General features: G+C 60.8%; 22 protein-coding genes. 10 read left to right on the top strand and 12 right to left on the bottom strand.

Translation table 11 applies throughout. The annotated features are described in order from the left end of the window. Nucleotide 1: 1 nt before the first annotated feature. Together tal and tkt are read right to left on the bottom strand one after the other, a co-directional pair. Nucleotides 2–1093 (bottom strand): transaldolase, encoded by a 1092-nt coding sequence (gene tal / locus HMPREF2785_RS09070; protein WP_070451418.1) that lies wholly within the window; start codon nucleotides 1091–1093, stop codon nucleotides 2–4. A gap of 6 nt (nucleotides 1094–1099) precedes the next feature. Then, the gene (tkt, locus tag HMPREF2785_RS09075; protein WP_371440500.1) at nucleotides 1100–3271 is read right to left on the bottom strand and encodes a transketolase; all 2172 of its coding nucleotides are present in this window, start codon (nucleotides 3269–3271) and stop codon (nucleotides 1100–1102) included. Between the two features lie 155 nt (nucleotides 3272–3426). Between tkt and HMPREF2785_RS09080 the strand changes: the two genes are divergently transcribed. Next, nucleotides 3427–4344: a heme o synthase gene (locus HMPREF2785_RS09080; protein ID WP_288870091.1), complete on the top strand. Its 918-nt coding sequence runs from the start codon at nucleotides 3427–3429 to the stop codon at nucleotides 4342–4344. Here the strand turns inward: HMPREF2785_RS09080 and HMPREF2785_RS09085 are convergent. The 5 genes from HMPREF2785_RS09085 to mptB are packed head-to-tail and all read right to left on the bottom strand — an operon-like array spanning nucleotide 4341 to nucleotide 9649. Beyond that, complete coding sequence (locus HMPREF2785_RS09085; protein ID WP_070615014.1) at nucleotides 4341–5318, bottom strand: quinone oxidoreductase family protein; 978 nt, start codon at nucleotides 5316–5318, stop codon at nucleotides 4341–4343. The genes HMPREF2785_RS09080 and HMPREF2785_RS09085 overlap by 4 nt on opposite strands. Before the next feature lies 1 nt (nucleotide 5319). After that, a complete protein-coding gene (locus HMPREF2785_RS09090; RefSeq protein WP_070615015.1) occupies nucleotides 5320–6273 on the bottom strand; it encodes a COX15/CtaA family protein in 954 nt (317 codons plus the stop codon). 45 nt (nucleotides 6274–6318) lie between these two features. Continuing rightward, nucleotides 6319–7107 (bottom strand): ABC transporter permease, encoded by a 789-nt coding sequence (locus tag HMPREF2785_RS09095; RefSeq protein ID WP_070615016.1) that lies wholly within the window; start codon nucleotides 7105–7107, stop codon nucleotides 6319–6321. Between the two features lie 4 nt (nucleotides 7108–7111). Continuing rightward, entirely contained in the window at nucleotides 7112–8038 is a 927-nt protein-coding gene (locus HMPREF2785_RS09100; RefSeq protein WP_070615017.1) for an ABC transporter ATP-binding protein, read from the bottom strand. 6 nt (nucleotides 8039–8044) lie between these two features. Then, nucleotides 8045–9649, bottom strand: a complete 1605-nt coding sequence (mptB, locus tag HMPREF2785_RS09105; protein ID WP_141750680.1) for a polyprenol phosphomannose-dependent alpha 1,6 mannosyltransferase MptB — start codon at nucleotides 9647–9649, stop codon at nucleotides 8045–8047. A gap of 194 nt (nucleotides 9650–9843) precedes the next feature. Here mptB and HMPREF2785_RS09110 point away from each other — a divergent pair, with 194 nt between their 5' ends. From HMPREF2785_RS09110 to HMPREF2785_RS09145, 8 genes are all read left to right on the top strand, one after another. Beyond that, nucleotides 9844–10548: a helix-turn-helix transcriptional regulator gene (locus HMPREF2785_RS09110; RefSeq protein ID WP_070423137.1), complete on the top strand. Its 705-nt coding sequence runs from the start codon at nucleotides 9844–9846 to the stop codon at nucleotides 10546–10548. Continuing rightward, nucleotides 10541–11986 carry a Fe-S cluster assembly protein SufB gene (gene sufB / locus HMPREF2785_RS09115; protein ID WP_070615024.1) on the top strand — a complete coding sequence of 482 codons (1446 nt, stop codon included), beginning with the start codon at nucleotides 10541–10543 and terminating at the stop codon, nucleotides 11984–11986. The genes HMPREF2785_RS09110 and sufB overlap by 8 nt, the downstream gene beginning before the upstream one ends. Then, nucleotides 11987–13150: a Fe-S cluster assembly protein SufD gene (gene sufD / locus HMPREF2785_RS09120; protein ID WP_070615026.1), complete on the top strand. Its 1164-nt coding sequence runs from the start codon at nucleotides 11987–11989 to the stop codon at nucleotides 13148–13150. Nucleotides 13151–13161: 11 nt separating this feature from the next. Next, nucleotides 13162–13917, top strand: coding sequence for a Fe-S cluster assembly ATPase SufC (sufC, locus tag HMPREF2785_RS09125; RefSeq protein ID WP_070484815.1), 756 nt, complete (start codon nucleotides 13162–13164; stop codon nucleotides 13915–13917). Next, nucleotides 13917–15149 carry a cysteine desulfurase gene (locus HMPREF2785_RS09130; RefSeq protein WP_070615029.1) on the top strand — a complete coding sequence of 411 codons (1233 nt, stop codon included), beginning with the start codon at nucleotides 13917–13919 and terminating at the stop codon, nucleotides 15147–15149. Before sufC ends, HMPREF2785_RS09130 begins: the two co-directional genes overlap by 1 nt. Beyond that, nucleotides 15146–15595: a Fe-S cluster assembly sulfur transfer protein SufU gene (sufU, locus tag HMPREF2785_RS09135; protein WP_070484813.1), complete on the top strand. Its 450-nt coding sequence runs from the start codon at nucleotides 15146–15148 to the stop codon at nucleotides 15593–15595. Before HMPREF2785_RS09130 ends, sufU begins: the two co-directional genes overlap by 4 nt. Nucleotides 15596–15597: 2 nt before the next feature. After that, the gene (locus HMPREF2785_RS09140) at nucleotides 15598–15972 is read left to right on the top strand and encodes a metal-sulfur cluster assembly factor (RefSeq protein WP_070423143.1); all 375 of its coding nucleotides are present in this window, start codon (nucleotides 15598–15600) and stop codon (nucleotides 15970–15972) included. 82 nt (nucleotides 15973–16054) lie between these two features. Beyond that, nucleotides 16055–17683: an ABC-F family ATP-binding cassette domain-containing protein gene (locus tag HMPREF2785_RS09145; RefSeq protein WP_070615032.1), complete on the top strand. Its 1629-nt coding sequence runs from the start codon at nucleotides 16055–16057 to the stop codon at nucleotides 17681–17683. Between the two features lie 71 nt (nucleotides 17684–17754). On the opposite strand, the gene HMPREF2785_RS09150 is transcribed toward HMPREF2785_RS09145, so the two are convergent. Both HMPREF2785_RS09150 and HMPREF2785_RS09155 read right to left on the bottom strand, forming a co-directional pair. After that, entirely contained in the window at nucleotides 17755–19293 is a 1539-nt protein-coding gene (locus tag HMPREF2785_RS09150) for an HNH endonuclease signature motif containing protein (protein ID WP_070615034.1), read from the bottom strand. A gap of 33 nt (nucleotides 19294–19326) precedes the next feature. Beyond that, nucleotides 19327–20193, bottom strand: a complete 867-nt coding sequence (locus HMPREF2785_RS09155) for a hypothetical protein (protein WP_070615036.1) — start codon at nucleotides 20191–20193, stop codon at nucleotides 19327–19329. Nucleotides 20194–20374: 181 nt separating this feature from the next. Between HMPREF2785_RS09155 and HMPREF2785_RS09160 the strand changes: the two genes are divergently transcribed. Then, on the top strand, nucleotides 20375–20620 hold the full coding sequence (locus HMPREF2785_RS09160) for a PLDc N-terminal domain-containing protein (protein ID WP_083308126.1): 246 nt from the start codon (nucleotides 20375–20377) through the stop codon (nucleotides 20618–20620). On the opposite strand, the gene HMPREF2785_RS09165 is transcribed toward HMPREF2785_RS09160, so the two are convergent. The 3 genes from HMPREF2785_RS09165 to HMPREF2785_RS09175 are packed head-to-tail and all read right to left on the bottom strand — an operon-like array spanning nucleotide 20601 to nucleotide 23310. After that, entirely contained in the window at nucleotides 20601–21209 is a 609-nt protein-coding gene (locus HMPREF2785_RS09165) for a hypothetical protein (RefSeq protein ID WP_070615182.1), read from the bottom strand. The two genes, HMPREF2785_RS09160 and HMPREF2785_RS09165, sit on opposite strands and share 20 nt — an antisense overlap. Next, on the bottom strand, nucleotides 21202–21891 hold the full coding sequence (locus HMPREF2785_RS11635; protein ID WP_083308953.1) for a MerR family transcriptional regulator: 690 nt from the start codon (nucleotides 21889–21891) through the stop codon (nucleotides 21202–21204). The genes HMPREF2785_RS09165 and HMPREF2785_RS11635 overlap by 8 nt, the downstream gene beginning before the upstream one ends. 54 nt (nucleotides 21892–21945) lie before the next feature. Next, nucleotides 21946–23310 (bottom strand): PFL family protein, encoded by a 1365-nt coding sequence (locus HMPREF2785_RS09175; protein ID WP_083279522.1) that lies wholly within the window; start codon nucleotides 23308–23310, stop codon nucleotides 21946–21948. Nucleotides 23311–23316 lie beyond the last annotated feature (6 nt).

Below are 23316 nucleotides of genomic sequence, written 5' to 3' on the forward strand. Positions count from 1 at the left end.
ATTAGGCGAGTTTAGCTGTCATCGAATCGAGCAGCTCCTGCCACGCGTCCACAAACTTCTCTACGCCTTCGCGCTCTAGCGTGGCGACGACATCCTCAACGTCAATGCCAACCTCACGCAGCGCCGCAAACACCTCGCGGGAGACAGCTTCGGTGCCGGTGAGCGTGTCGCCGTGCACACCGCCATCCGCGAGCGCCGCGTCAAGAGTCTTCTCCGGCATCGTGTTTACAGTATCCGGTCCGGCCAGCTCCGTGACGTACATCGTCGCAGGGTACTCAGGGTTCTTCACACCCGTTGACGCCCAAAGCGGACGCTGCTTGTTCGCGCCGTTAGGCAGTTCGTCGATGAGCTCCGCCTCGAACTCCTTTTGGAACAGCGCATACGCCAAGCGGGCGTTCGCAATGCCTGCCTTGCCACGAAGCGCGAGAGCCTCGTCGGTGCCGATGACCTCGAGGCGCTTGTCCACCTCGCTATCCATACGGGATACGAAGAACGATGCCACCGAATGGATAGTGCTGACATCGTGGCCGTTCGCGGCAGCCTGACGGATGCCCTCCTTGTACGCGTCGATGACCTGCTGGTAGCGCTCTACCGAGAAGATCAGCGTCACATTGACCGAAATGCCTTCAGCGAGGGCGGCGGTGACGGCCGGAAGCGACTCGTCGGTCGCGGGAATCTTGATCATCAAGTTCTCCCGGTCGACCTGATTCCAGAGCTCCTTTGCCTGTTCGATGGTCTTTGCCTCGTCGGCTGCGTAGCGAGGATCTACTTCAATGGACACGCGACCGTCCTTGCCACCCGTTGCCTCGAACGTATCGCGGAACAGGTCGCACGCATCTTGAACGTCCTTGACGCTCATTGCGTAAACCGCTGCATCAGCAGCAGATCCAGCAGCCTTCAACTCGGCGAGTTGCTCGTCGTAGTGTGTGCCCGAGCTCATCGCCGCAGCGAAGATCGCCGGGTTAGTGGTTACGCCGACAATCGATTTCGATGCCTTCACTTCAGCAAGGTTGCCGGTAGCAATGCGTTCACGCGACAGGTCATCCAGCCACGTTGACGTGCCTACGTTGTACAGATCGTCGATAGCAGTCATGCACTCCTACTTTCCGTCGCCGCGGGTTGGTTCGGACTCGGTGTCGCCAACACGCTGGCTCGTTGGCACGCTGCGGTTATCTCGCACGCATGCAAGAGTCTCGCGGGCGACGCGGACAACGTTGTCGGTGGTGAAACCAAAGCGTTCGAAAAGCTCCGCGCCCGGGGCAGAAGCACCGAAGTGCTCCAGCGACACAGCGCGGCCGAACTCGCCGAGGAAGCGGAACCACGGCATGGAGGTTGCTGCCTCGACAGACACACGGGCCTTGACCTCGCGAGGCAAAACAGCGTCGATGTAGTCTTCGTCCTGTTCCATGAACCAATCAATGGACGGCACGGAAACCACACGCGTTGCGGTGCCATCTTCCTCGAGCACCTTGGCGGCCTCAACCGCGTACTGCACCTCGGAGCCGGTCGCCATGATGATCAGGTCCGGAGTCTCCTTCGAACTCTCAACCAGGACGTAAGCGCCGCGGACGACACCGTCGAACGCCTTCTCCTTGGTGCCCTCGAGCACCGGCAGGTTCTGGCGCGACAGGGCCAGGGCCTTCGGCTGTTCCTTCGCCTCGAGTGCCGCGATCCACGCAGCAGAAGTCTCGTTCGCATCTGCCGGACGAATCACTGCAACGTCCGGGATAGCGCGCAGCGCAGCCAGAGTCTCCACCGGCTGGTGAGTTGGGCCGTCCTCGCCAAGGCCGATCGAGTCGTGCGTAAACACGTAGTAGCCATCGATGCCGGACAGTGCGGCAACGCGGATGGCGGGGTAGAGGTATTCAGAGAAGATGAGGAAGGTGCCACCGTATACGCGAGTACCACCGTGCAAGGCAATGCCGTTCATGACAGCGCCCATCGCGTGCTCACGAATACCGAAGTGGAGGTTGCGGCCGTACGGGTTCGCCGTGAACATCTCCGTAGAGATCGACTCAGGACCGAACGACGGCTCGCCCTTAATGAGGGTGTTGTTGGAACCAGCAAGATCCGCAGAACCGCCCCAGAGCTCAGGCAGCATAGCGGCCGCAGCCTGGATCGCAGCTTCAGAAGCCTTTCGGGTAGCTAGGCCCTTGGCATCCGGTTCCCAAGTGGGGAAGTCCTTCTTCCAATCCGCAGGCAGCTCACGGGCAGTGAGGCGATCCAGCAGCGCCTTGCGTTCCGGGTTTGCCGCAGCCCAGGCGTTGAACTTCTCATCCCACTGGGCACGCTTTTCGGCTGCGCGCTCACGCAGCTTGCGGGTGTGGTTGATCACGTCGGCTTCCTCAGGGAAGTGAACGTCGGTATCGAAGCCGAGTTCAGCCTTCACCGCAGCTACCTCGTCCGCGCCGAGAGCTGCGCCGTGGATAGCACCAGTGTTCATCAGGTTCGGGGCCGGGTAGCCGATGACGGTCTTCACACGGATAATGGTCGGCTTCGTGGTCTCGGCCTTCGCCTCTGCGACGGCTGCTTCGATTGCCACGACATCCTCGCCCGACTCGACGGTCAGCGTCTGCCAACCGTAGGCCTCGTAACGCTTCATCACGTCTTCGGTGAACGCGATTTGGGTGTCGTCCTCAATGGAGATCCGGTTGTCGTCCCAGAACAAGATGAGGTTGCCCAGCTGCTGGGTACCTGCAAGCGAAGATGCCTCTGCGGTGACGCCTTCTTGGAGGCAGCCGTCGCCAGCGATGACATAGATGTAGTGATCGAACGGGGACTCGCCAGCAGGCGTCTCAGGGTCGAAGAGGCCGCGCTCTCGTCGAGAAGCCATTGCCATGCCCACAGCGGAGGCAAGGCCCTGGCCGAGTGGACCCGTAGTGATCTCCACATGGTCAGTGTGGTTGTACTCCGGGTGCCCCGGCGTCTTTGCACCCCAGGTGCGCAGATCCTTCAAGTCCTGCAGCTCGAGGCCGAAACCACCGAGGTAGAGCTGCACGTACTGGGTCAACGACGAGTGGCCGTTGGACAACACGAAGCGGTCGCGGCCAACCCAATCCTTGTCGGACGGGTCAACATTCATCACACGCTGGAACAGGGTGTAGGCGAGCGGCGCCAGGGACATCGCCGTACCCGGGTGTCCGGACCCGCAGTTCTCCACCGCGTCGGCCGCCAGCACGCGGGCGGTATCAACCGCGCGGGTGTCAGTATCGGTCCAATCCGACGGGTAGTTGCGGACAGTCATGGCTTGCAGCTCGGGTGGCAGCGTCACTTCATTCCTCGCTTAAGTTGAGTCTGATGAGGTCTCCCAAGAGCATACTGCGTGACCCTTATGGCGTGTTCGATTCGTGCCTACAGTGGGGGAACGGCTACCATCGTCCAAAGGTATGAGTGCCCTGCGCCACCTGAAGAATAAAAAGGAGAGAGTTGTTGGAGACCATTAAGGCATATTTCGCGTTGACGAAGCCGAGGGTCATTGAACTACTCCTGGTCGCCGCAATCCCGGCGATGCTCCAGGCTGACCGCGGCGAAGTTCACGTTTGGCTCGTCTTCGCAACTCTCCTCGGAGGCTGGATGGGTGCCGGCGCTGCAAACACGTTCAATATGGTGGCCGACTACGACATCGACCAGAAGATGGGGCGTACGCGCGCCCGCCCGCTGGTCCGTCACAAGATCACCAAGCAAAAGGCCGCCATCTTTGCATGGGCACTGCTGATCATCAGTGTGCTGTGGCTTGGTTTGCTCTGTAAGTCCTGGTTGGCGGCGTTCTTCATCATCTTGACCAACGCGTTCTACATCTTCGTCTACACGAAGTGGCTCAAGCGCCGCACGTGGCAAAACGTGATTTGGGGCGGCGCGGCTGGCTGCATGCCGGTGCTCGTCGGTTGGGCCGTGATCCGCGACAACGTCACCGACGGAACGCCAGACCACTGGTGGCAGGCCATCGTGATGTTCCTGATCATCTTCTTCTGGACACCACCGCACACCTGGGCGCTAGCAATGAAGTACAGGGAAGACTACGCGCGTGCGAATGTGCCGATGCTGCCGGTGGTGGCCTCGCCAGAAGAAACCAGCCGTCAGATCGTGCTGTACTCCTGGCTGACCGTCATTGTCTCGTTTGGCCTCGTGCCGGCTGCGTCGTGGATTTACCTCGTGATTGCCGTGGTATCCGGTGTCGCATTCCTCGTCATGGCGACCAAGCTGCACAACGGCATCGTCCGTGGCGAGAAGGTCAAACCGCTGAAGCTGTTCATCTTGTCGAACAACTACCTCGCGGCCCTGTTCCTCGGTCTGTCCTTTGACGCCGTGCTTGGCTGGGAGACTATCGGAGAACTGCTCTTTTAATCCCGCTCGATCTTGAGCACCACAGAACCTGTGGTCTTACGCGCCTGCAGATCCTCATGGGCTTTGCGGGCGTTCTTGAGCTCATACGGCGGGTGGACGCGCATCCGGACGGTACCGTCCTCGATAGCACGGACAACTGCCTGTGCGCGCATGAGGAACTCCTCGTCTGTGGCAACGTAGTGCTTCAGCGAGGGGCGGGTGAGGAACAGCGCTCCGTGCTGGTTCAACTCTTGAATCTTGAACGGCTCCACGTCGCCCGACGCGGAACCGAAGGAGCACACGAGGCCGCGCGGACCTGTGACCTCAAGGGCAAACTGGAAAGTGTCCCTGCCAACGCCGTCGTAGACCACGTTGACGCCCTTGCCACCGTTGGCTTCCTTGATTTCCTCTGCGAGAGCGGAGCCCTTGTCTCCGTATCGGAACACCTTGGTCGCTCCGGCTTTGTACGCGAGATCCTCTTTCTCGTCACTAGAAACAATCGAATAAACCGTGGTTTCGAGCGCCGCAGCCATCTGGGTCAGGATAAGGCCGACGCCACCGGCGCCAGCAGTGATGACCATGGTGTCTCCCGGCCTGGTATCTCGAACACCGTGGAGAAGGTAGTGCGAGGTCATCCCCTGTAGAAGCATGGATGCCGCAACCTCGGGCTGCACGCCTTCCGGCACTGCGACGAGACGGTTGCGGTCGACGGCAACCTTCTCTGCGTAGGACCCTGGAGCGTCGTGCCAAGCGACGAGCGTACCCGGCGCGATTTCCCCCAATGGGTCGTCGACCACTCGGCCGCAACCTTCGGTGCCGGGGACGTAGGGAGGCTCAGAGGCGTACGTTCCGGAGCGGAAGTACGTGTCTATGTAGTTGACGCCGGCATAGTCGACGTCGACAAGCAATTGCCCCTCGCCTGGAACGGGATCGGCGATCTCGGTGTATTCGAGTACCTCCGGGCCGCCATGTTTGGTAACAAGAATTGCCTTCATGTCACACTAGCGTAGGCAAACGACGCTTTCCGTGTGCGAAAAGGAATGCACTAAATGCCACGACCGTTGATGACATGCCGATGTGGACTGGGATTGTCCAGCGTGGAACACCCATCCTGAACTGGATGACGCCGATGGCCCACTGCACAAAAATCAATGCAATGAGCACCCAGACGGTTCGTTTTGCGTCTGCAGGGGCATCAGAGCGGCGCAAGATGAAAGCGACGACGAAGGTTGCGATGAGGTAGACGTACATGCAGATGGCGTGGACATAGGCGAGCATCCGGGTGTCGAGGTCGAGACGACCTTCCATGCCAACACCGGAATCACCCGAGTGTGGACCCGAGCCGGTAACCATAGTGCCGGTAACGAGGACAAAGCAGAGCGCGACGGCGGCGATGACGGTCCAGGTCTGAGCATGCGCGGGAAAGCGGCGCGTCGGATCGGCCGCATCGGTTTCTGCGATGCGCATGTAGAGCACTGCCGCAACCCACACGAGCAGCATCGACGGCAGGAAGTGCACCGCGACGGACCACCATTGCAGGTCGAGGCGTACTGAAATGCCGCCGATGACGGCCTGGACAACAACGCCGAGGAAGGAAACCCAAGCCATCGTCTTGATTGCGTCGCTGCGCTTCGCTTTGTATACCGCAATTAGGACAAGGACTGCGGCAGCGGCGACGACGAAGGCGAGCAGGCGGTTACCAAACTCGATTGTCTGGTGAATCCAAGGTGCAGCGCCCGCAACCGGCACGAGTGAGCCCTCGTGGCACAGCGGCCAGGTGTCGCAACCGAGACCGGAACCGGTCACGCGGACAAGCGAGCCGGTGACCGTAATGCCACCTTGGCAGATGAGCAGCACCATGCCGAGAACGCGCTGCAGGTGGAGTGAGGGATCTTCCCAGGCCTCTTTGAAACGGCTTTGGGACTTTGGTTGGGCAGTGGTGGTCGACAAAACTTCTCCAACTTTCGGATGAATAACGGCTTGAGTGTATCGCGGTTAGTCGTCAAAGCGGAACAGGCGCACCGCCCCGATGATCGCTAGGACAGTCCATACTGCGAGCGAGACCCAAGCGGACACGTTAAAACGCAGGTCAACAGCATCTGCCAAAGCGCCGGCTAGCGCGACCGTGGGCACAGCATTCCAAACACCGGCACTAGAAAGGTCTCCGGAATAGACCACCCATCCAACGATGCCCATGAACGCAATCCAGATCAGGTTTGCCAGCGCAAGGACTAGCTCGGAGCTCAACGTGCCGCCCATCAGTAGTCCCATGGCGGTAAACGCCGCCACGCCGAACAGCAGGGTAATCAGGCCGAATCCAGCGCCTGCGACCGAGACCCGCCAGCCCAGGTACAGGGCAATCGCGCCGAGGACGACGATCTGTACCAAAACGGTGGCGAGAACACCGAAGATTTTCCCGGCGACAATGGTCCATGGTGGCACGCCCGAGGCGCCCACGCGCTTGAGCGCTCCGTATCGACGATCAAACGCAAGGGCAATCGCCTGGCCCGTGAAGCCAGCCGAGGTAGCAGCAACAGCAAACACCATCGGAACGAGTGCGTTGAAGTCGGTGTCGTCGCCAAACATCGGTATGTGCGTGGCTGCGATGAGCACCGCAGCAGGGATGATGAGGTTGACGAGGAGCTGTTCGCCGTGGCGCAGCATCAGCCTTGCTTCAACGCGGCCTTGTGCCAGTGCCATCTGTGCAAGTGATGCACGTTGCGGGTTCGGCGTGAAAATACCAGGGGTAAGAGCTCGGTCGGTGGTCTGGGCTTGCGTGGTCATTGCGTTAGCTCCTCAACTCTCGTCCGGTGATATCCAAAAAGACGTCCTCAAGGTCGCGGTGCGACATCGACAAATCCCGGATCAGCACGTTTTGCTGGGCAGCACTTCGCGCAAGCGCTTCGATGACGGCCGGGGAACCGGCGCCAAGAATTCGGTAGCGCTGAGGGCTGACTGCCTCGGCGGTAATGTCGAGCGCTCGGAGTTCGTCGTTAAGCAGGTGCACATCGAGCTTACGGTCCGTGCGGACAGCAACAACCGGGTACTCCTCATGACTGGTCAACTCCGCTGGGGAGCCTTGGGCGACGAGTTTGCCATGGTCAATGATCGCAACGTCGTCGGCGAGCGTTTCCGCTTCGTCCATCAAGTGGGTGGTAAGGAGCACAGTGGTGCCGTCACGCTTCATCGCCTGGATGATGTCCCATACTGCGAGGCGCGACTGGGCATCCATGCCTGCAGTGGGTTCGTCGAGGAAGATTAGTTCTGGGCGACCAATCATCGCGAGCGCGAGCGACAGTCGCTGCTGTTGGCCGCCCGACAGGCGGCGGTACGTGGTCTTCGCTACGCCTTCAAGCCCGAGCAGCTCTATAAGCCAGTCCGGGTCGTGAGGATTGGTGTTGTACCGCGCAGCGAGCTGCAGGATCTCGCGAACCTTCAACGACGCATAGGATCCGCCCCCTTGCAGCATGATGCCGATGCGGTCACGGACCTTCTGCGGTTGCGTAACAGGGTCGATGCCAAGCACCCGGATAGACCCGGAGGTTGGTGTGGTAAACCCCTCGCACATCTCAATCGTCGTCGTTTTGCCGGCACCATTCGGGCCGAGCAGTGCCAAAAGTTCACCACGTCGCGCGGTAAACGTCAGCCCGTCGACAGCCCGCTTTTCGCCGTACTCCTTGACGACATTGTCGACTTCAAGAGCAAGATCACTCATGGCCGATCAGTCTAGCCCGCGGCCCCGCCAGTACCGGAAACCCAACCAGGCAACGAGCACCAACGCAGCGAACGCAACAGCAGCAGACCCGTAGATTGTCACCACAGCAAACGGCGGCAGTGCCAGCCCGCGCGGGAGTACAAGGAAACTAAAAACCGCGCTATAAGACGCCACAATCACCCGGAAAAAGAACCGGTTCGCCCAAGCCGCTAGCGGCAAGATCGCCCAGAGCGGATACCAAGGGTGCACCACCGGGAACAGAATCACGAGCACCAGCATGGATACGCCGAGCCCGCCGACGGGGTGGATCGTGCCCTTGAACGTGGCCCACAACATGCGGACCGCGAACGCTGCAGCTACGGCGAGCCCTGCGCCACGCGTAATGACGAGTATCGCCTCGGTCTGATCGCCAAGTCCCAGCAGCATCCCAATGAATCCGCTGATGACGCCGATGTCGGTGGTCAGCGAGAGCCAACTGCGTATCGACGCAGCACCGCCCTGTCCCGTCACCCACCCGAACCCGATGCCGGTACCGAGGGAGACGAGTGTGATCGTCGCTAAGAAAATAAGCGTTTGCACGGCGACTGCCCGCGCAATGGAGCGCACCGTAGAGACTCCCTTGAGGTGAAAACTGCGCGCGAGCGCCATGCCAATAAACCCCAGCGGGATGAACCCGGTCACCTTCACCAACCCCGCACAGGAGAGGAGAACGCCCGATGCTATCAGGGTGATCCAGGTACGGAACGTTGCGTCGCCAGTTCGGATCGGATCGACTGCTCTGAGCCCGAGCTCGAGGCCGACGAGGACGAAGCCGACCAGTAACGCCTCGTTGTGAATACCTCCGACCAGGTGCAGGATGGTCAGTGGGTTGAGCAGGCCGAGCCACAGCGCAGCCGAGGCGTTGACGCCACACCGTTGCGCAAGGGCGCGCAGCCCCCACGATGCTGCGAGCAATCCCGCGACAGAAAGCACACGGTGCAGGAAGACCCCCCAAAACACTGCATCGGCGGTAACAATGGAAATTAACGCCGCGATGCCGAGTGCGACCGGCCCGTACGGGCTTGGAGAGTGCGCCCAAATGAACGGCACAGATCTGGCCAGTGGGTGGTCGACGCCGAGGATCTCTACTGGCCCGGCGGCGTACGGGTCAAGGCCCATGCGCACAATCGCGCCGTTAGCCAAATAAGAATAAATGTCCTGAGTGAACAGGGGCACGGTCAACATTAATGGCAGCACCCATGCGACGAACGTGCGCTGCAGCGCCGGTGCTCCGATGCGTGGTGCGTGCCCACCTGCGCCGACAAACGGCGCCATAATCAGCCATGACGCGACAAGCATGCCCACGCCGATGAGCACGATGGCGTTAGAAGCCAGCATCATTCGGCTCATGGTCGCCCCAAAGGGGAAGGCGAACCACGGATTATCGACGACTGGGAGCGCCCCGCCACCTAAACCACCGAGCGCGATGAGACACGCGCCCAGGGCTCCGAGCCAGCGCAAAAGGAAAAACCGGTCCCGCTCCCGGTAAGACGGTTGTGGAATGGACGAACCACCATCAAACCCGGGCGACGGATTGTGCAGTTCCGAGGAACGCGAACCGGGCCGCCCCATGTGGGGAAACTCCGCAAGGACCGCACGGCCAGGGCGCCGCAGACGCGGCAATCTCGGCGAGCGGGGAGGCTGGGCAGTCACGTCGCTAGAGCTTACTTGGTGCGCGCCACGCCAAGGAGACCTGCTTCGGCGGGAATAATTACGACACACTAGTGTTGTGTAAAGGCGAGCAGAGAGCCAAGGAAAGGGGTTGCATGGTGGCAGAGAAAGACACTGCATACCGCGCGAACGGAACAACCCGTTCGCAGGTGATGTCTATCCTGCTCAAACAAGGGCCCGTTGCGGCGGCCGAAATCGGCACCGAGCTTGGACTTTCGCCCGCCGGCGTACGACGCCATCTGGACAAACTCGTTGAAGAAGGGATGGCAGAAACCTGCCCGCCGCGTGCGGTAGCAGGGGATCAGGCATCCCGCGGCCGTCCGGCAAAGCACTTCCAGCTCACCGTCAAGGGCAGAGAAGAGTTCGGTACGAGCTACGACACCATCGCACTTGAGGCCGTTGATGTGATCGAATCTATCGGCGGCGAGGAAGCGGTGCGTGAATTCGCTCGCAGGAGGGCCGAACGCATCTTCGCAGATGTCCAGACTGGTGCTGACAGTGACGACCCGGAAGCAGCAGTGCAAGCTGTTGCTGCCGCGCTCGAAGCCCACGGATACGAGCCCACCGTCAGGCGTACGCCAGCAGGTATCCAACTGTGCCAACACCACTGTCCAGTCTCCGCGGTAGCGGCTGAGCATCCAGAATTGTGCGAGGCGGAACACGAGGCCATTGCGCGCATCGTCGATACGCATGTGCAACCGCTCGCCCTTATTGTGGACGGACACGGCATCTGCACGACTAACATCCCTCTCGCCCCAAAGGCGGGAAACGAAACGAAAGGAGCGGCTGACAATGACTGAAGCGAAGCCAACGCCAGGTCTTGAAAAGCCGATGAACGACGACGAGATCATCGAGTCCATCGGCGCTTACAACTACGGCTGGCACGACTCCGATGTTGCCGGCGCATCCGCGCGACGCGGCCTCAACGAGGACGTTGTCCGCGACATTTCCGGCATCAAGGAAGAGCCGGAATGGATGCTGAACCAGCGTCTCAAGGCGCTCGAGATCTTTGAAAAGAAGCCGATGCCGACCTGGGGCGCAGACCTCTCCGGCATCGACTTTGACAACATCAAGTACTACGTCCGCTCCACCGAGAAGCAGGCGACCTCCTGGGAAGATCTGCCGGAGGACATCAAGAACACCTACGACAAGCTGGGCATCCCCGAGGCAGAGAAGCAGCGCCTCGTTGCAGGCGTTGCAGCACAGTACGAGTCCGAGGTTGTCTACCACCAGATCCGCGAGGACCTGGAGGAAAAGGGCGTCATCTTCGTCGATACTGACACCGCGCTGCGTGAGCACGAGGACCTGTTCAAGGAGTACTTCGGCTCCGTCATTCCAGCCGGCGACAACAAGTTCTCCGCGCTGAACACCGCAGTGTGGTCTGGTGGCTCCTTCATCTACGTCCCGCCGGGGGTCCACGTGGACATCCCGCTGCAGGCCTACTTCCGCATCAACACCGAGAACATGGGCCAGTTCGAGCGCACGTTGATCATTGTCGACGAAGACGCGTACGTGCACTACGTCGAGGGCTGCACCGCTCCGATCTACAAGTCGGACTCCCTGCACTCCGCGGTGGTGGAAATCATCGTGAAGAAGGGCGGCCGCTGCCGCTACACCACCATTCAGAACTGGTCGAACAACGTCTACAACCTGGTCACCAAGCGTGCTAAGGCTGAAGAGGGCGCGACCATGGAGTGGGTCGATGGCAACATCGGATCCAAGGTGACCATGAAGTACCCGGCCGTCTGGATGACCGGTGAGCACGCCCGTGGCGAGGTGCTCTCCGTCGCCTTCGCAGGCGAGGGCCAGTTCCAGGACACCGGTGCGAAGATGACGCACATGGCTCCGCACACGTCGTCGTCGATCGTGTCCAAGTCCGTCGCCCGCGGCGGTGGCCGTGCCGCATACCGTGGCTTGGTCCAGGTCAACGCCAACGCGCACAACTCCGCATCTAACGTGGAATGTGACGCGCTGTTGGTTGACAACATTTCCCGCTCGGACACGTACCCCTACAACGACATTCGTAACGACCGCGTCACGCTCGGCCACGAGGCGAAGGTGTCCAAGGTCTCCGAAGATCAGCTGTTCTACCTCATGTCCCGCGGCATCGCCGAGGAAGAGGCAATGGCCATGATCGTGCGCGGCTTCGTCGAGCCGATCGCCAAGGAGCTCCCAATGGAGTACGCCCTCGAGCTGAACCGTCTCATCGAGCTGCAAATGGAAGGATCGGTGGGCTAAATGGCTGAAACCGTCAAGAACGCCACCACACATAACAACAAGGGCGACCTGTTCTCCTCCTTCAATGTCGAGGATTTCGAGGTCCCAGGCGGCCGCGACGAGGTCTGGCGCTTCGTCTCCCTACGTCGCCTGCGCGGCCTGCACAACGGCCAGTTCGCACCGCAGGCTCCCGCCCAGATCACCGTTGACGCTCCGTCCGAGGTAACCGTTGAGCAAGTTGCGCTTGACGACGACCGCGTGACCGCCGCCGGAGCCCCCGTCGACCGCATCGCCGCCCAGGCGTGGACCTCCTCCGAAAACGCCACCCTGGTATCGGTGCCAGCAAACGTCGAGCTCAACGACACAATCACCATCACTGTGACCGGTGCAGGCGCAGACGTCACGACGTTTGGCACCATCGTTGTCGAGACCAGCGCAAACTCCGGCGCAACCGTGCTGGTGCGCTACGAGGGATCCGGTACTCACGCCGACAACGTCAACTGGGTCATCGGCGAGGGCTCCCGTGTGAACGCCGTCATCGACGCCAATTGGGATCTTGATGCGGTGCACGTTGGCCAGCAGGCGATCGTCGTCAAGCGAGATGCAACCCTGCGCCACCATGTCGCCACCTTCGGCGGCGAGGTCGTGCGAATCTCCCCACGCGTGTCCTTCGAAGCACCGGGCGGCGACGCCGAACTGACCGGCGTGTACTTCGCCGACGCTGGCCAGTACATCGAAAACCGCCTGCTCGTCGATCACGGTGTACCGAACTGCCGCTCCAATGTGCTCTACAAGGGCGCCCTCCAAGGCGACAAGGCCTCCGGCTTGCCCGAGGCACGCACCTGCTGGGTCGGCGACGTGCTCATCCGCGCGGAGGCGCAAGGCACTGACACCTACGAAACCAACCGCAACCTGGTGCTTACCGACGGTGCACGCGCCGACGCGATCCCGAACCTGGAAATCGAAACCGGCGAAATCGCTGGTGCAGGCCACGCAGCAACCGTCGGCCGCTTCGACGACGACCAGCTGTTCTACCTGCGCTCCCGCGGTATCCGCGAGGAAGACGCCACCCGTCTGATCATCCGTGGCTTCTTTAACGAGGTCCTCAACCAGATCCCAATCGAGTCGGTCCGTGAAGACCTCATCGCCCGCGTCGCCGGCGAACTCGAGCGCAACGAAAACTAAAAGGAGCTTCTATGTCCACCCTCGAAATTAAGAACCTGCACGCCAACGTCCTTCCGTCCGAGGAAGGCCAGGAGCCGAAGCCCATCCTCAAGGGCGTCAACCTGACCATTAAGGGCGGCGAAACCCACGCCATCATGGGCCCCAACGGCTCTGGCAAGTCCACCCTTGCCTACACCTTGGCCGGCCACCCGAAGTACGAGGTAACCGAAGGCGAGGTTCTCCTCGACGGCGAGAACATCCTGGAGATGGATATCGACGAGCGCGCACGCGCAGGCCTCTTCCTTGCCATGCAGTACCCGGTCGAGGTCCCAGGCGTGTCCTCCTCGAACTTCATGCGCTCCGCTGTCACCGCAGTGCGCGGTGAGGCTCCGAAGCTGCGCGAGTGGGTTTCCGAGCTCAACGCAGCGCGCGAGGCACTCCAGATGGATGCTTCCTTCTCCGAGCGCTCCGTCAACGAAGGCTTCTCCGGTGGTGAGAAGAAGCGCCACGAGGTCATGCAGCTTTCCCTGATGAAGCCGAAGTTCGCCGTCATGGACGAGACTGACTCCGGCCTCGACGTCGACGCGCTTCGCATCGTCTCTGAGGGCATCAACCGCTACCAGGACGAAACCGGTGGCGGAGTGCTCATGATTACGCACTACAAGCGCATCCTGAACTACGTCAAGCCGGACTTCATCCACGTCTTCGCGGACGGCAAGATCGTCAAGACCGGCGACGCTTCCCTCGCTGACCAGCTCGAGGCTGAAGGCTACGAGAAGTTCATCTAATGGCGCTCGACGTATCTGCAATCCGGCAAGAGTTCCCGATCCTGGGGCGCACCGTGCGCGGCGACAAACCGTTGGTGTACCTGGATTCGGGGGCGACGTCGCAACGCCCGCAGCGGGTGTGGGACGCTGAGCGCGACTTCGTGCTCGGCTACAACGCTCCCGTGCACCGCGGTTCATACCTTCTCGCAGAGGAGGCGACCGACGCCTACGAATCAGCCCGCGAGGCGATCGCGGCGTTCGTAGGCGCGCGTAACGACGAGATCGCGTTCACCAAAAACGCCACCGAAGCCCTGAACTTGGTTGCGTACGTCCTGGGTGACTCGCGGGCGGGCTCGCTCGCGGTCGGGCCCGAGGACACGATCGTGATCACCGAGCTCGAACACCACGCAAACCTGGTGCCATGGCAGGAGCTCGCCCGTCGCACAGGCGCGACGTTGAAGTGGTACAAGATGACCCCGGACGGGCGCATCGACCTCGACTCGCTTGAGCTCGACAACTCCGTCAAGGTGGTCGCCTTTACCCACCAGTCAAACGTCACCGGTGCAGTTGCAGATGTCGAGGAGATGGTGCGCCGCGCCAAGGCTGTCGAGGCTCTCACCGTGCTCGACGCTTGTCAATCCGTGCCCCACATGCCCGTGGATTTCCATGCCCTTGACGTAGACTTTGCTGCCTTCTCCGGGCACAAGATGTGCGGGCCCAGTGGCGTGGGCGCGGTGTACTCCAAGCACCTCAACGATCTGCCGCCGTTCTTGACCGGTGGCTCCATGATCGAGGTTGTGCGCATGGAGGAATCCACCTTCGCGCCCGCCCCGCAGCGCTTCGAGGCGGGAACCCAAATGACCTCGCAGGTCGTCGGGCTCGGTGAGGCAGTGCGTTTCCTCACCGAGATCGGAATGGACGAGATCCAAGCCCACGAGCATGAGCTCACCGCGTACTCCCTGGAGCAGATGCAGGCGATCGACGGGCTGCGCATCGCTGGCCCGCTGACGGCGGAGAATCGCGGTGGCGCGATCTCGTTCACTGTCGACGGCGTCCACCCGCATGACTTGGGCCAGGTGCTCGATGCTGAAGGTGTTGCGATCCGCACCGGCCACCACTGTGCGTGGCCGGCCCACCGGGGCCTCGACCTGCAGTCGACCTCGCGGGCCAGCTTCTACCTGTACAACACTCTCGACGAGGTAGACACGCTGGTGGCCTCTATTGCCAAGGCGAAGGAGTTTTTCGCACGATGAACCTCGAATCCATGTACCAGGAAGTCATCCTGGACCATTACAAAAACCCGCAGCACGCCGGGCTTCGCGAGCCATACGAGGCGGAGGTGCACCACGTCAACCCGTCCTGCGGCGACGAGCTGACCCTGCGCGTGCACCTGTCCGAAGACGGCTCCACCGTCGAGGACGTTTCCTACGAAGCAGTGGGGTGTTCCATCTCGCAAGCTTCGACTTCCGTGATGGCTGAGGAGGTCATCGGGCTGCCGGTTGCTGAAGCAATGAAGAAGCTCGAAGCTTTCGACGAGATGATCACCTCCCGCGGCACCCTCGAAGGCGACGCGGAGATGATCGGCGATGGCGTCGCCTTCTCGGGTGTGTCGAAGTTTCCGGCCCGCGTCAAGTGCGCGCTGCTCGGCTGGAAGGCATTCCAGGCGGCAACGTCGGATGCATTGGAAGAAAAGGAGTAACTGTGACCGAATCGAACAAGCAGTCCGAGCGACCACAGCAAACCGAAGAGCAACTCAAGTTGGTCGGTGAAGTAGAGGAGTACCTCCACGACGTCATCGACCCGGAGCTGGGTATCAACGTTGTTGACCTCGGCCTGGTCTACGACCTGTGGATCGAGGAGCGCGAGGGTAAGACTGTCGCGGTGCTCAACATGACGCTCACCTCGCCGGCGTGCCCGCTCACCGACGTGATCGAGGAGCAGGCCACCAATGCGGTGGTGTCGAATACCGCGGTCGACGAGCTTGAGCTCAACTGGGTATGGATGCCGCCGTGGGGCCCGCAGTTCATCACGGAAGAGGGCCGCGAGCAGCTGCGTGCGCTTGGCTTCGCTGTCTAGACATCTATCTTGATCTTTCCCCGTCACGGATTGACTGTGGCGGGGAATTTTCGTTTAGGGGTGGTTGATAGAGTGGTGCCCCGTGATTGTTACGAATGATCTCGAGGTCCGCGTCGGCGCGCGCACGCTTCTCGACGCCCCAGGCCAGCACCTCCGCGTCCAACCCGGCGACCGCATCGGACTCGTCGGCCGCAATGGTGCCGGTAAGACAACGACGATGCGCATCCTGGCGGGGGAGACCGAACCATACGGCGGCTCGGTGACCCGGGCGGGCGAGATCGGCTACCTTCCGCAGGACTCCAAGGAAGGCGACATCGAGCAGACCGCTCGGGACCGTGTGCTTTCGGCCCGTGGGCTTGATCAGATTCAACGCTCCATGGCGAAGCAGCAGAAGATCATGGAGGAGACCGACGGGACGGAGCGCGACAACGCGATTGCGAAGTTCTCTCGCCTGGAGGAGCGCTACCAGGCCCTTGGCGGTTACGAGGCCAACGCTGAGGCGGCGCAGATCTGTGACAATTTGGGGCTGCCGGCGCGGGTGCTTGATCAGAAGCTCAAGACGCTTTCGGGCGGTCAGCGTCGCCGCGTCGAGCTGGCGCAGATCCTGTTTGCCTCCCGGCAGGGATCGGGTAAGTCGAAGACGACACTGCTTCTCGACGAGCCCACCAACCACCTCGACGCCGACTCCATCACTTGGCTGCGTAACTTCCTGTCCAAGCACGAGGGCGGGTTGATCATGATCTCGCACGACGTCGAGCTACTCGACGCTGTCTGCAACAAGGTCTGGTTCCTCGACGCCGTCCGCGCGGAGGCCGACGTGTACAACATGGGCTTTTCCAAGTACAAGGACGCACGCGCCCTCGACGAGGCCCGGCGACGCCGCGAGCGCGCCAACGCGGAGAAGAAGGCCTCGGCCCTGCAGAAGCAGGCCGCCAAGCTCGGCGCGAAAGCCACTAAGGCGGCCGCGGCGAAGCAGATGCTGGCGCGTGCCGAGCGCATGATGGGGGAGCTCGACGAGGTCCGCGTCGCCGACAAGGTCGCCTCCATCTCGTTCCCTGAGCCGGCGCCGTGCGGCAAGACCCCGCTCTTCGGCAAGGGGTTGACAAAGATGTACGGCTCGCTCGAAGTCTTCGCGGGCGTCGATCTTGCGGTGGACAAGGGATCCCGGGTGGTCGTTCTCGGCACGAATGGTGCGGGCAAGACTACTTTGCTCAAGCTGCTCGCCGGGGTGGAGCGCACCGACGGGGAGGGTGGCGTCGTCTCCGGCCATGGCCTCAAGATTGGCTACTTTGCCCAGGAGCACGACACGATCGACGGCTCCAAGTCGGTGTGGGAAAACACGATCGAGGCTTGCCCCGACGCTGGCCAACAGGACCTGCGTGGGCTGCTTGGTGCCTTCATGTTCTCCGGCGACAAGCTCGATCAGCCGGCGGGCACCCTTTCTGGCGGCGAGAAGACTCGCCTAGCGCTGGCGACGCTGGTTTCCTCGCGTGCGAACGTGTTGCTTCTCGACGAGCCCACCAACAACCTCGACCCACAATCCCGCGAACAGGTCCTCGATGCGCTGAAGACGTACACGGGAGCGGTGGTGCTGGTCACCCACGATCCGGGTGCGGTGCGGGCGCTCGAGCCAGAGCGGGTCATCATCATGCCGGAGGGCGATGAAGATATGTGGAGCGACGAGTACATGGAGATCGTCGAGCTGGCTTAGCAATTCGCCATTGGGGCTTGGGCAGGCTAGCGCCCACCAACGTTCGAGGCAGGCGAGTTTCCGGTGGCAGCCTAAAACGGCGGGTAAGGGGATTGGTGTTTAGCCCATGATGGCGGCTCGGCAGGCTCGCGCGGTGGTGGTTTCGCTGTGGCTGTGTTCAGTCGGTGGTTTCGTTTACGGATCCGATTGACGGCTGAGTTTTCTGCAGCATCGGCATGATTGAACCTGATTTCGGTGGACCCGGGTTGCTTCACGCCGGCACGACCAGCTGCGTGGTCCCGTTCGATGTGACTCGTGTTATTTCTGTGGTCTTTGAAGTCGTTGTTGCACCGGTGATGGGTTCTACAGAGTGCGGCGAGGTTGTCGATGTTGGTGTCGCCGCCCTGCAGCCACGAGGTGATGTGGTGGATCTCGGCCTGGGTCAGCGGGGCGGTGCACCCCGTCCAGGCACATACGCCCTGCACCGCGAGCAGTGTGATCCTCTGCGCCAGTGATGCAAGGCGGTTTGTGCGGTAGAGGTTCAACGGCAGTGCGGTGGCGCCATCAACGGTCAGGATGAAATCAGCGGTACCGTCCATGCCGAGGCGGACGAGGTCGAACGCGGTGAGGTCGATGCCGGTATTGGTTTGAAACCTTGTGGTTGGGGAGGCATCGGCGATCTCGTCGAGCGTCACGGAGACGACGACAGATGCGCAGCCGCCACCCGTTGGCTTCTGGCACGTGTCGTAGTGCTTCAGCATTTTTGCGAACTGGTCGTAGGCCCGTTGTGCTGGGGACCGGTAGTCGTCGACATCCTTTGGCATGTTTGAGTTTGGCGCTAGCCCCTTATCGGTGAGCGCCTTGAACAATGCGGTGTCGCTGGCGGTTGCGTCGATGGTGATCTTGTGGGTGCCGTCGGCACGCTGCGGCCCGATATGGAGTCCGCGCTTTTCCATCCCTGCGTTCGGATTCGCCGGGTCGAGGTGTTCGCGGTTGGCTTCTTCGACCCAGCGTCGTACGGTTGCGCGGAGGTCTTTGACGGTACGGCGCGGAGCCTCCTCGAGCGCCTTAGCCTGGAGGCGAGCACGAGCACCTTTAGCAGCCTCAACGAGGCGATCCAGTTCGAGGCGGATCACGCGCTGTTTCTCGGCGTTAACGCGCTCGGCGTTTCGGCGTGCCGTTTCCTGCTCGCGGCGCGCCTGTTCGCGTGCCGCTTGCTGTGCAGCTGCTTTCGCCGCCGCGTGTGCGGCATCGTCGACTATGGATTCAGCATCGGAGTCGAAGAGGTCTCCATCAGCAGTGTCCTGTGTGGTCTGCTCGCAGTCGGGCTCGCCGTAGTAGTCGCGGCCACGGGCGAGGCGGTCGTAGGCTTCCTTGGGGTCAAGACCAAGCTTCTTCTGCAAATACTGGGTCGGATGTTTCGCGCCGACGGTGCGGCCAGCTTCGTCGCGTTCGCAGAGGAAGGCGAAAAAGGCGTCGAGGCTTGCCTTGACGTTGAAGGCTGCCTCAAAGCGTTCCATTTCTTCGTGGATGTCGTCGAAGTGCAACGTTGCCGGGTCGTGAAAGAGGTCCTTGATTGCGAAAAGGGCATGGGAGATGGTGTCGACGTGGCGCGAAAGATCCGTTGACATGGTTTCTCTCCTTTCTCGCAATCGGAATCAGTGTTAGAACGGACCTTTAACAGATGTAGGGATGGAGTCGGTCCAGGGCACAGCGGCAAGAAAGCTAGATGCGATGGATTCTCGGCGTGGTTGTATCAGCCGTTCATGTATGCGGTTCATCGAGTCTTCGTTGACATCGACCACCATGATCAACCGGCCGGAGCTATCGCTCAGGCGCAATGAATTTTCCGGCGAATCAATGGTGAGGAAGGGATGGTCGCTCGGGAAGTGTGGTTTCACTTCGTTCTCGTATTCGTCGCCAAGCAATGCATCTTGGAATGGGCGAATCTGGACGTGTGGTGGCTCCCAGTGGAATAGGGTTTGCGCCAAAATCTCCGCAGTAACGGATCCATCATCCCGGAGTGAAAGCAGATTGGTCAGGATCCTGTTCCCATCGGTCGGAAGCAGGATATCCAGGCCAGAGCAGTACTCGCCGTTGCGCTTTGAGATAACGCGTATGACTTTGCGTTCAAGAAGTGGCGGCGGCTGCATATACATGTCCGTGTTGTGAGCACGAGCCAATTCGTAAAGTGGCTTAACGTTCTCATGGTCAAACGTGCAACGGTCCGGCTTATAATTGTCGATCCTGAGCGTCACTTCGCGCCGGGCGTAGTCGAGGATTAGGTATTTTTCGCAGAGCTCATCGAGGTAAGGCGTGTCCACATATTGTGTGGATAAAGGCTCTGGAAGTTGGCCGAGAAGATTTGCGATGTCGCCGAGTCCCCGTGTCGGATTTTTTGCGTCGATCCGATATGCGTAAATAGATTCGAGTATGAATGCGAATCCATCCCCGTGAAGATGAAATGTTGCGCCGACAGGCTCGCATTCATTGCGTTCGGTTATGACATGTAGCAGCGGTTCTGGGAACATTTCTGCGCTCCTTAGATCGTAAAAATTGCGTTACCAGTGACCGTAATGAGCTAAACACTGATCGCACAAGTGTTTGATCACTATATTGTGCATTGGACCCTAGATAAAAGAAATATTCGAAATTTTGCGAGAATAGCAACACGCTTATCGACGATCAACCCAACCGGCTAAACTTCAAGCCATGGCTAAAAACAATGAGTTCATCGACACCATCAAGGACGCATGGAACAGCTTGTCCTCTGACCAGAAGACCATCGCTGGCGTCTTGGCCACGATCGATACGGCAGGCAAGGCCTTCGCGTTGCGTGACCTTGCCCGCACCAACTCCAACAAGATCCGTGGTCCAAAGTGGCTATGGACTCCGATTATCGGTGCGGTGAACACGTTGGGCTGGGTCGGCTACTTCATCATTGGGAAGAAGCGCTAGGTCCCACGGCAGAGGATCCGCGGTAAAAGCGGATCTTGCTGATGTTTTGGGGGTCGGGCCGCTGCCAGGGATAGCGGTCGGGGTAGGCCCGTACCTCTTCGCTCAGGCGCATGAGTGTGTCTGTTCCAGCAGGACCGCCCAGAGTAAGCACTCCGTCGACGATCTCGACCGCCGATGAGTAAGAAGGTTCGTCCGACATGCTTTGCACCGAAGCCGTTGGGAATTCCGCGAAGAGTGTCCGGCCGCGCCTGAAAACGAAGACGTTCTCGTCGTAATAGCTAGGACGAATTCGCTCCGCGGCGATCAAGCCCCACACGTACACCACTGCCCACAGCGACACCAGCAACGCGGCAATACGAAGGGCCCCTGCAGGCAGTACAAGGTGGACAACGACTGCCTCGACGGCAAGCACCGCTGTGACCATCCCAAGCAATTGCAATCGACCAGGTTGATGGGGCAGCGCCGTAGCCTCTTCGGGGATGAGTGTCTCCCGGCGGATCCAACGCAAGAGATCTCGGTATAGACCGAGTTCATACTTGGTCAGGCGGAAGCCGGGGTGTTTTCGGAACAAGCGGAGGAAGCTACGCAAGGGGATCACCTGCCAGCACTTGAAGCACTAATCCCTGTGCGCCCTTCGTAGGTACATCCGACGACGCAAGTGGCACGTCTCCGGGGCTGAGGGTGGGGAAAATGTCTCGCATCAGTCCGGCTTGCGCCAGCGGGCGCAGCCTATCGACGATTACTTCGACGGAAGGGTCTCCAGGCCGCAATTCACCGAGTTTTAGCCAGAGGTCCGCAGCCTTTCGAGCTGCGGCGAGACAGCTGGGATCTTGAAGATTCTTCCGGAGCTGCTCCCAAGTGTCCGGCGTAGCAACGCCGGTAAGGGCCATGAGATCCCATGAATCCAGTTCGATCCGCAAAAGTGACGAATCATCGATTAAGGAGCCGAGCGAAAAACGGATGTCGTCCGGGGTCCCATGTGGCGATATAGACAGGGCGAGAAGGCGCTGTTTTTGCCGTTGGAGCTGTGTGATGCGTTCGTCGAGAAGGACGAGCGATTGCTCTACGGCCTTCGGGCTCTGGACTTCAGATACCGGAACGCCGGCGTCGATAAGTGCTCTGGCGCGAAGGACCGCCGCGAGATCGGATACGGAATAGTTGCGGTAGTTACCACTGGTCCGAGCAGGTTCGGGAACTGCGCCACTCGTATGCAGGTGACGCACGGCCCGCACGGAGCAGCCTGCGACTGCAGCGACTTCTGAAATCTTCACACGACCATTCTCAACCCTGACACTGTGTCAGGGTCAAGAAGTCGGAGGAACTAATTAGTTCCTAAACCCGTGCACCGGTGCGGGGATGAATCCGCCACGGTGGATGAATTCGTCGTTGCCCACCTTGTTTACCGGAATGACCGGTGCGTAGCCGAGGAGGCCGCCGAAGTTGACTTCGTCGCCAGGCTTGGTGCCCGGCACGGGGATCAGGCGTGCTGCGGTGGTCTTATGGTTCATGACACCGATTGCCGCTTCGTCGGCAATCATGCCGGCGATGAGTTCGGCAGAAGTGTCGCCTGGGATTGCGATCATGTCGAAGCCGACGGAGCAGATGGAGGTCATTGCCTCGAGTTTGTCCATGGAGATCGCACCGGAGTTTACGGCGTCGATCATGCCTTTGTCCTCGGAGACCGGGATGAACGAGCCTGACAGGCCACCGACGCGGGAGCATGCCATCATGCCGCCCTTCTTCACGGCGTCGTTAAGCAAGGCTAGCGCTGCGGTTGTGCCGTGGGTGCCGACCTGGTCGAGCCCCATGCGTTCGAGGACGTGTGCGACGGAGTCGCCCATTTCTGCGGTAGGCGCAAGGGAGAGATCGACGATGCCAAACGGGACGCCAAGTCGCTCAGCAGCAAGGGTGCCGACGAGCTGGCCCGCACGGGTGATCTTGAACGCGGCCTTCTTGATCTCCTCGGCGACCTCGTTGAGCGTTGCGCCCTTGAGCGGAGCAATAGCATTGTCGACGACACCTGGGCCCGACACACCGACAGAGATGACGGTGTCTGGTTCTTCGATGCCGTGGAATGCACCGGCCATGAACGGGTTGTCGCCGACTGCGTTGGCGAAGACGACGAGCTTCGCACAGGCGATGGAGGAGCGGTCCTTGGTCAGTTCCGCCGCTTCCTTCACAATCTCGCCCATCTTGGCCACGGCGTTCATGTTGATGCCGGCGCGCGAGGATGCGATGTTGACGGAGCTGCAGACGTTGTTGGTCTCCGCCAGAGCTTCCGGGATGGAGTAGATCAGGTTCTTGTCGGCGCGGGTGCCGCCCTTCTCGACGAGTGCGGAGTAGCCGCCGACGAAGTTCACACCGAGTTCGGCTGCAGCGCGATCGAGAGCTCGCGCAATCTCGACCGGGCTACCCTCTACACCTGCTGCAACAAGTGCGACGGGGGAGACCGAGATGCGTTTATTCACAATCGGGATGCCGAGCTCGCGCTCGATGCCTTCACAGACGGGAACGAGGTCGCGGGCGCGTTCGGTGACGCGGTCGTAAACCGCCTGTGCGGTGGCCTCCATCGTGGCGCGGGTGCAACCGATGAGTGAGATGCCCATGGTTACGGTGCGGATGTCCAGGCGGTAGTCCTCGATCATCCGGATGACGTCGAGGAATCGTGCGTCAGAAAACTCGAGTTTCACGGAACT

This window comes from Corynebacterium sp. HMSC067D03, from assembly GCF_001811185.1.
Lineage (GTDB): Bacteria > Actinomycetota > Actinomycetes > Mycobacteriales > Mycobacteriaceae > Corynebacterium > Corynebacterium coyleae.

What these genes read in the sequence shown, in the direction of transcription:
- tal (WP_070451418.1), bottom strand. Translation starts at nt 1,093, where the DNA reads ATGACTGCTATCGACGATCTGTACAACGTAGGCACGTCAACGTGGCTG.
- HMPREF2785_RS09085 (WP_070615014.1), bottom strand. Translation starts at nt 5,318, where the DNA reads ATGAAGGCAATTCTTGTTACCAAACATGGCGGCCCGGAGGTACTCGAA.
- HMPREF2785_RS09095 (WP_070615016.1), bottom strand. Translation starts at nt 7,107, where the DNA reads ATGACCACGCAAGCCCAGACCACCGACCGAGCTCTTACCCCTGGTATT.
- HMPREF2785_RS09100 (WP_070615017.1), bottom strand. Translation starts at nt 8,038, where the DNA reads ATGAGTGATCTTGCTCTTGAAGTCGACAATGTCGTCAAGGAGTACGGC.
- mptB (WP_141750680.1), bottom strand. Translation starts at nt 9,649, where the DNA reads ATGGGGCGGCCCGGTTCGCGTTCCTCGGAACTGCACAATCCGTCGCCC.
- HMPREF2785_RS09110 (WP_070423137.1), top strand. Translation starts at nt 9,844, where the DNA reads ATGGTGGCAGAGAAAGACACTGCATACCGCGCGAACGGAACAACCCGT.
- sufB (WP_070615024.1), top strand. Translation starts at nt 10,541, where the DNA reads ATGACTGAAGCGAAGCCAACGCCAGGTCTTGAAAAGCCGATGAACGAC.
- sufD (WP_070615026.1), top strand. Translation starts at nt 11,987, where the DNA reads ATGGCTGAAACCGTCAAGAACGCCACCACACATAACAACAAGGGCGAC.
- sufC (WP_070484815.1), top strand. Translation starts at nt 13,162, where the DNA reads ATGTCCACCCTCGAAATTAAGAACCTGCACGCCAACGTCCTTCCGTCC.
- HMPREF2785_RS09130 (WP_070615029.1), top strand. Translation starts at nt 13,917, where the DNA reads ATGGCGCTCGACGTATCTGCAATCCGGCAAGAGTTCCCGATCCTGGGG.
- sufU (WP_070484813.1), top strand. Translation starts at nt 15,146, where the DNA reads ATGAACCTCGAATCCATGTACCAGGAAGTCATCCTGGACCATTACAAA.
- HMPREF2785_RS09150 (WP_070615034.1), bottom strand. Translation starts at nt 19,293, where the DNA reads ATGTCAACGGATCTTTCGCGCCACGTCGACACCATCTCCCATGCCCTT.
- HMPREF2785_RS09155 (WP_070615036.1), bottom strand. Translation starts at nt 20,193, where the DNA reads ATGTTCCCAGAACCGCTGCTACATGTCATAACCGAACGCAATGAATGC.
- HMPREF2785_RS09160 (WP_083308126.1), top strand. Translation starts at nt 20,375, where the DNA reads ATGGCTAAAAACAATGAGTTCATCGACACCATCAAGGACGCATGGAAC.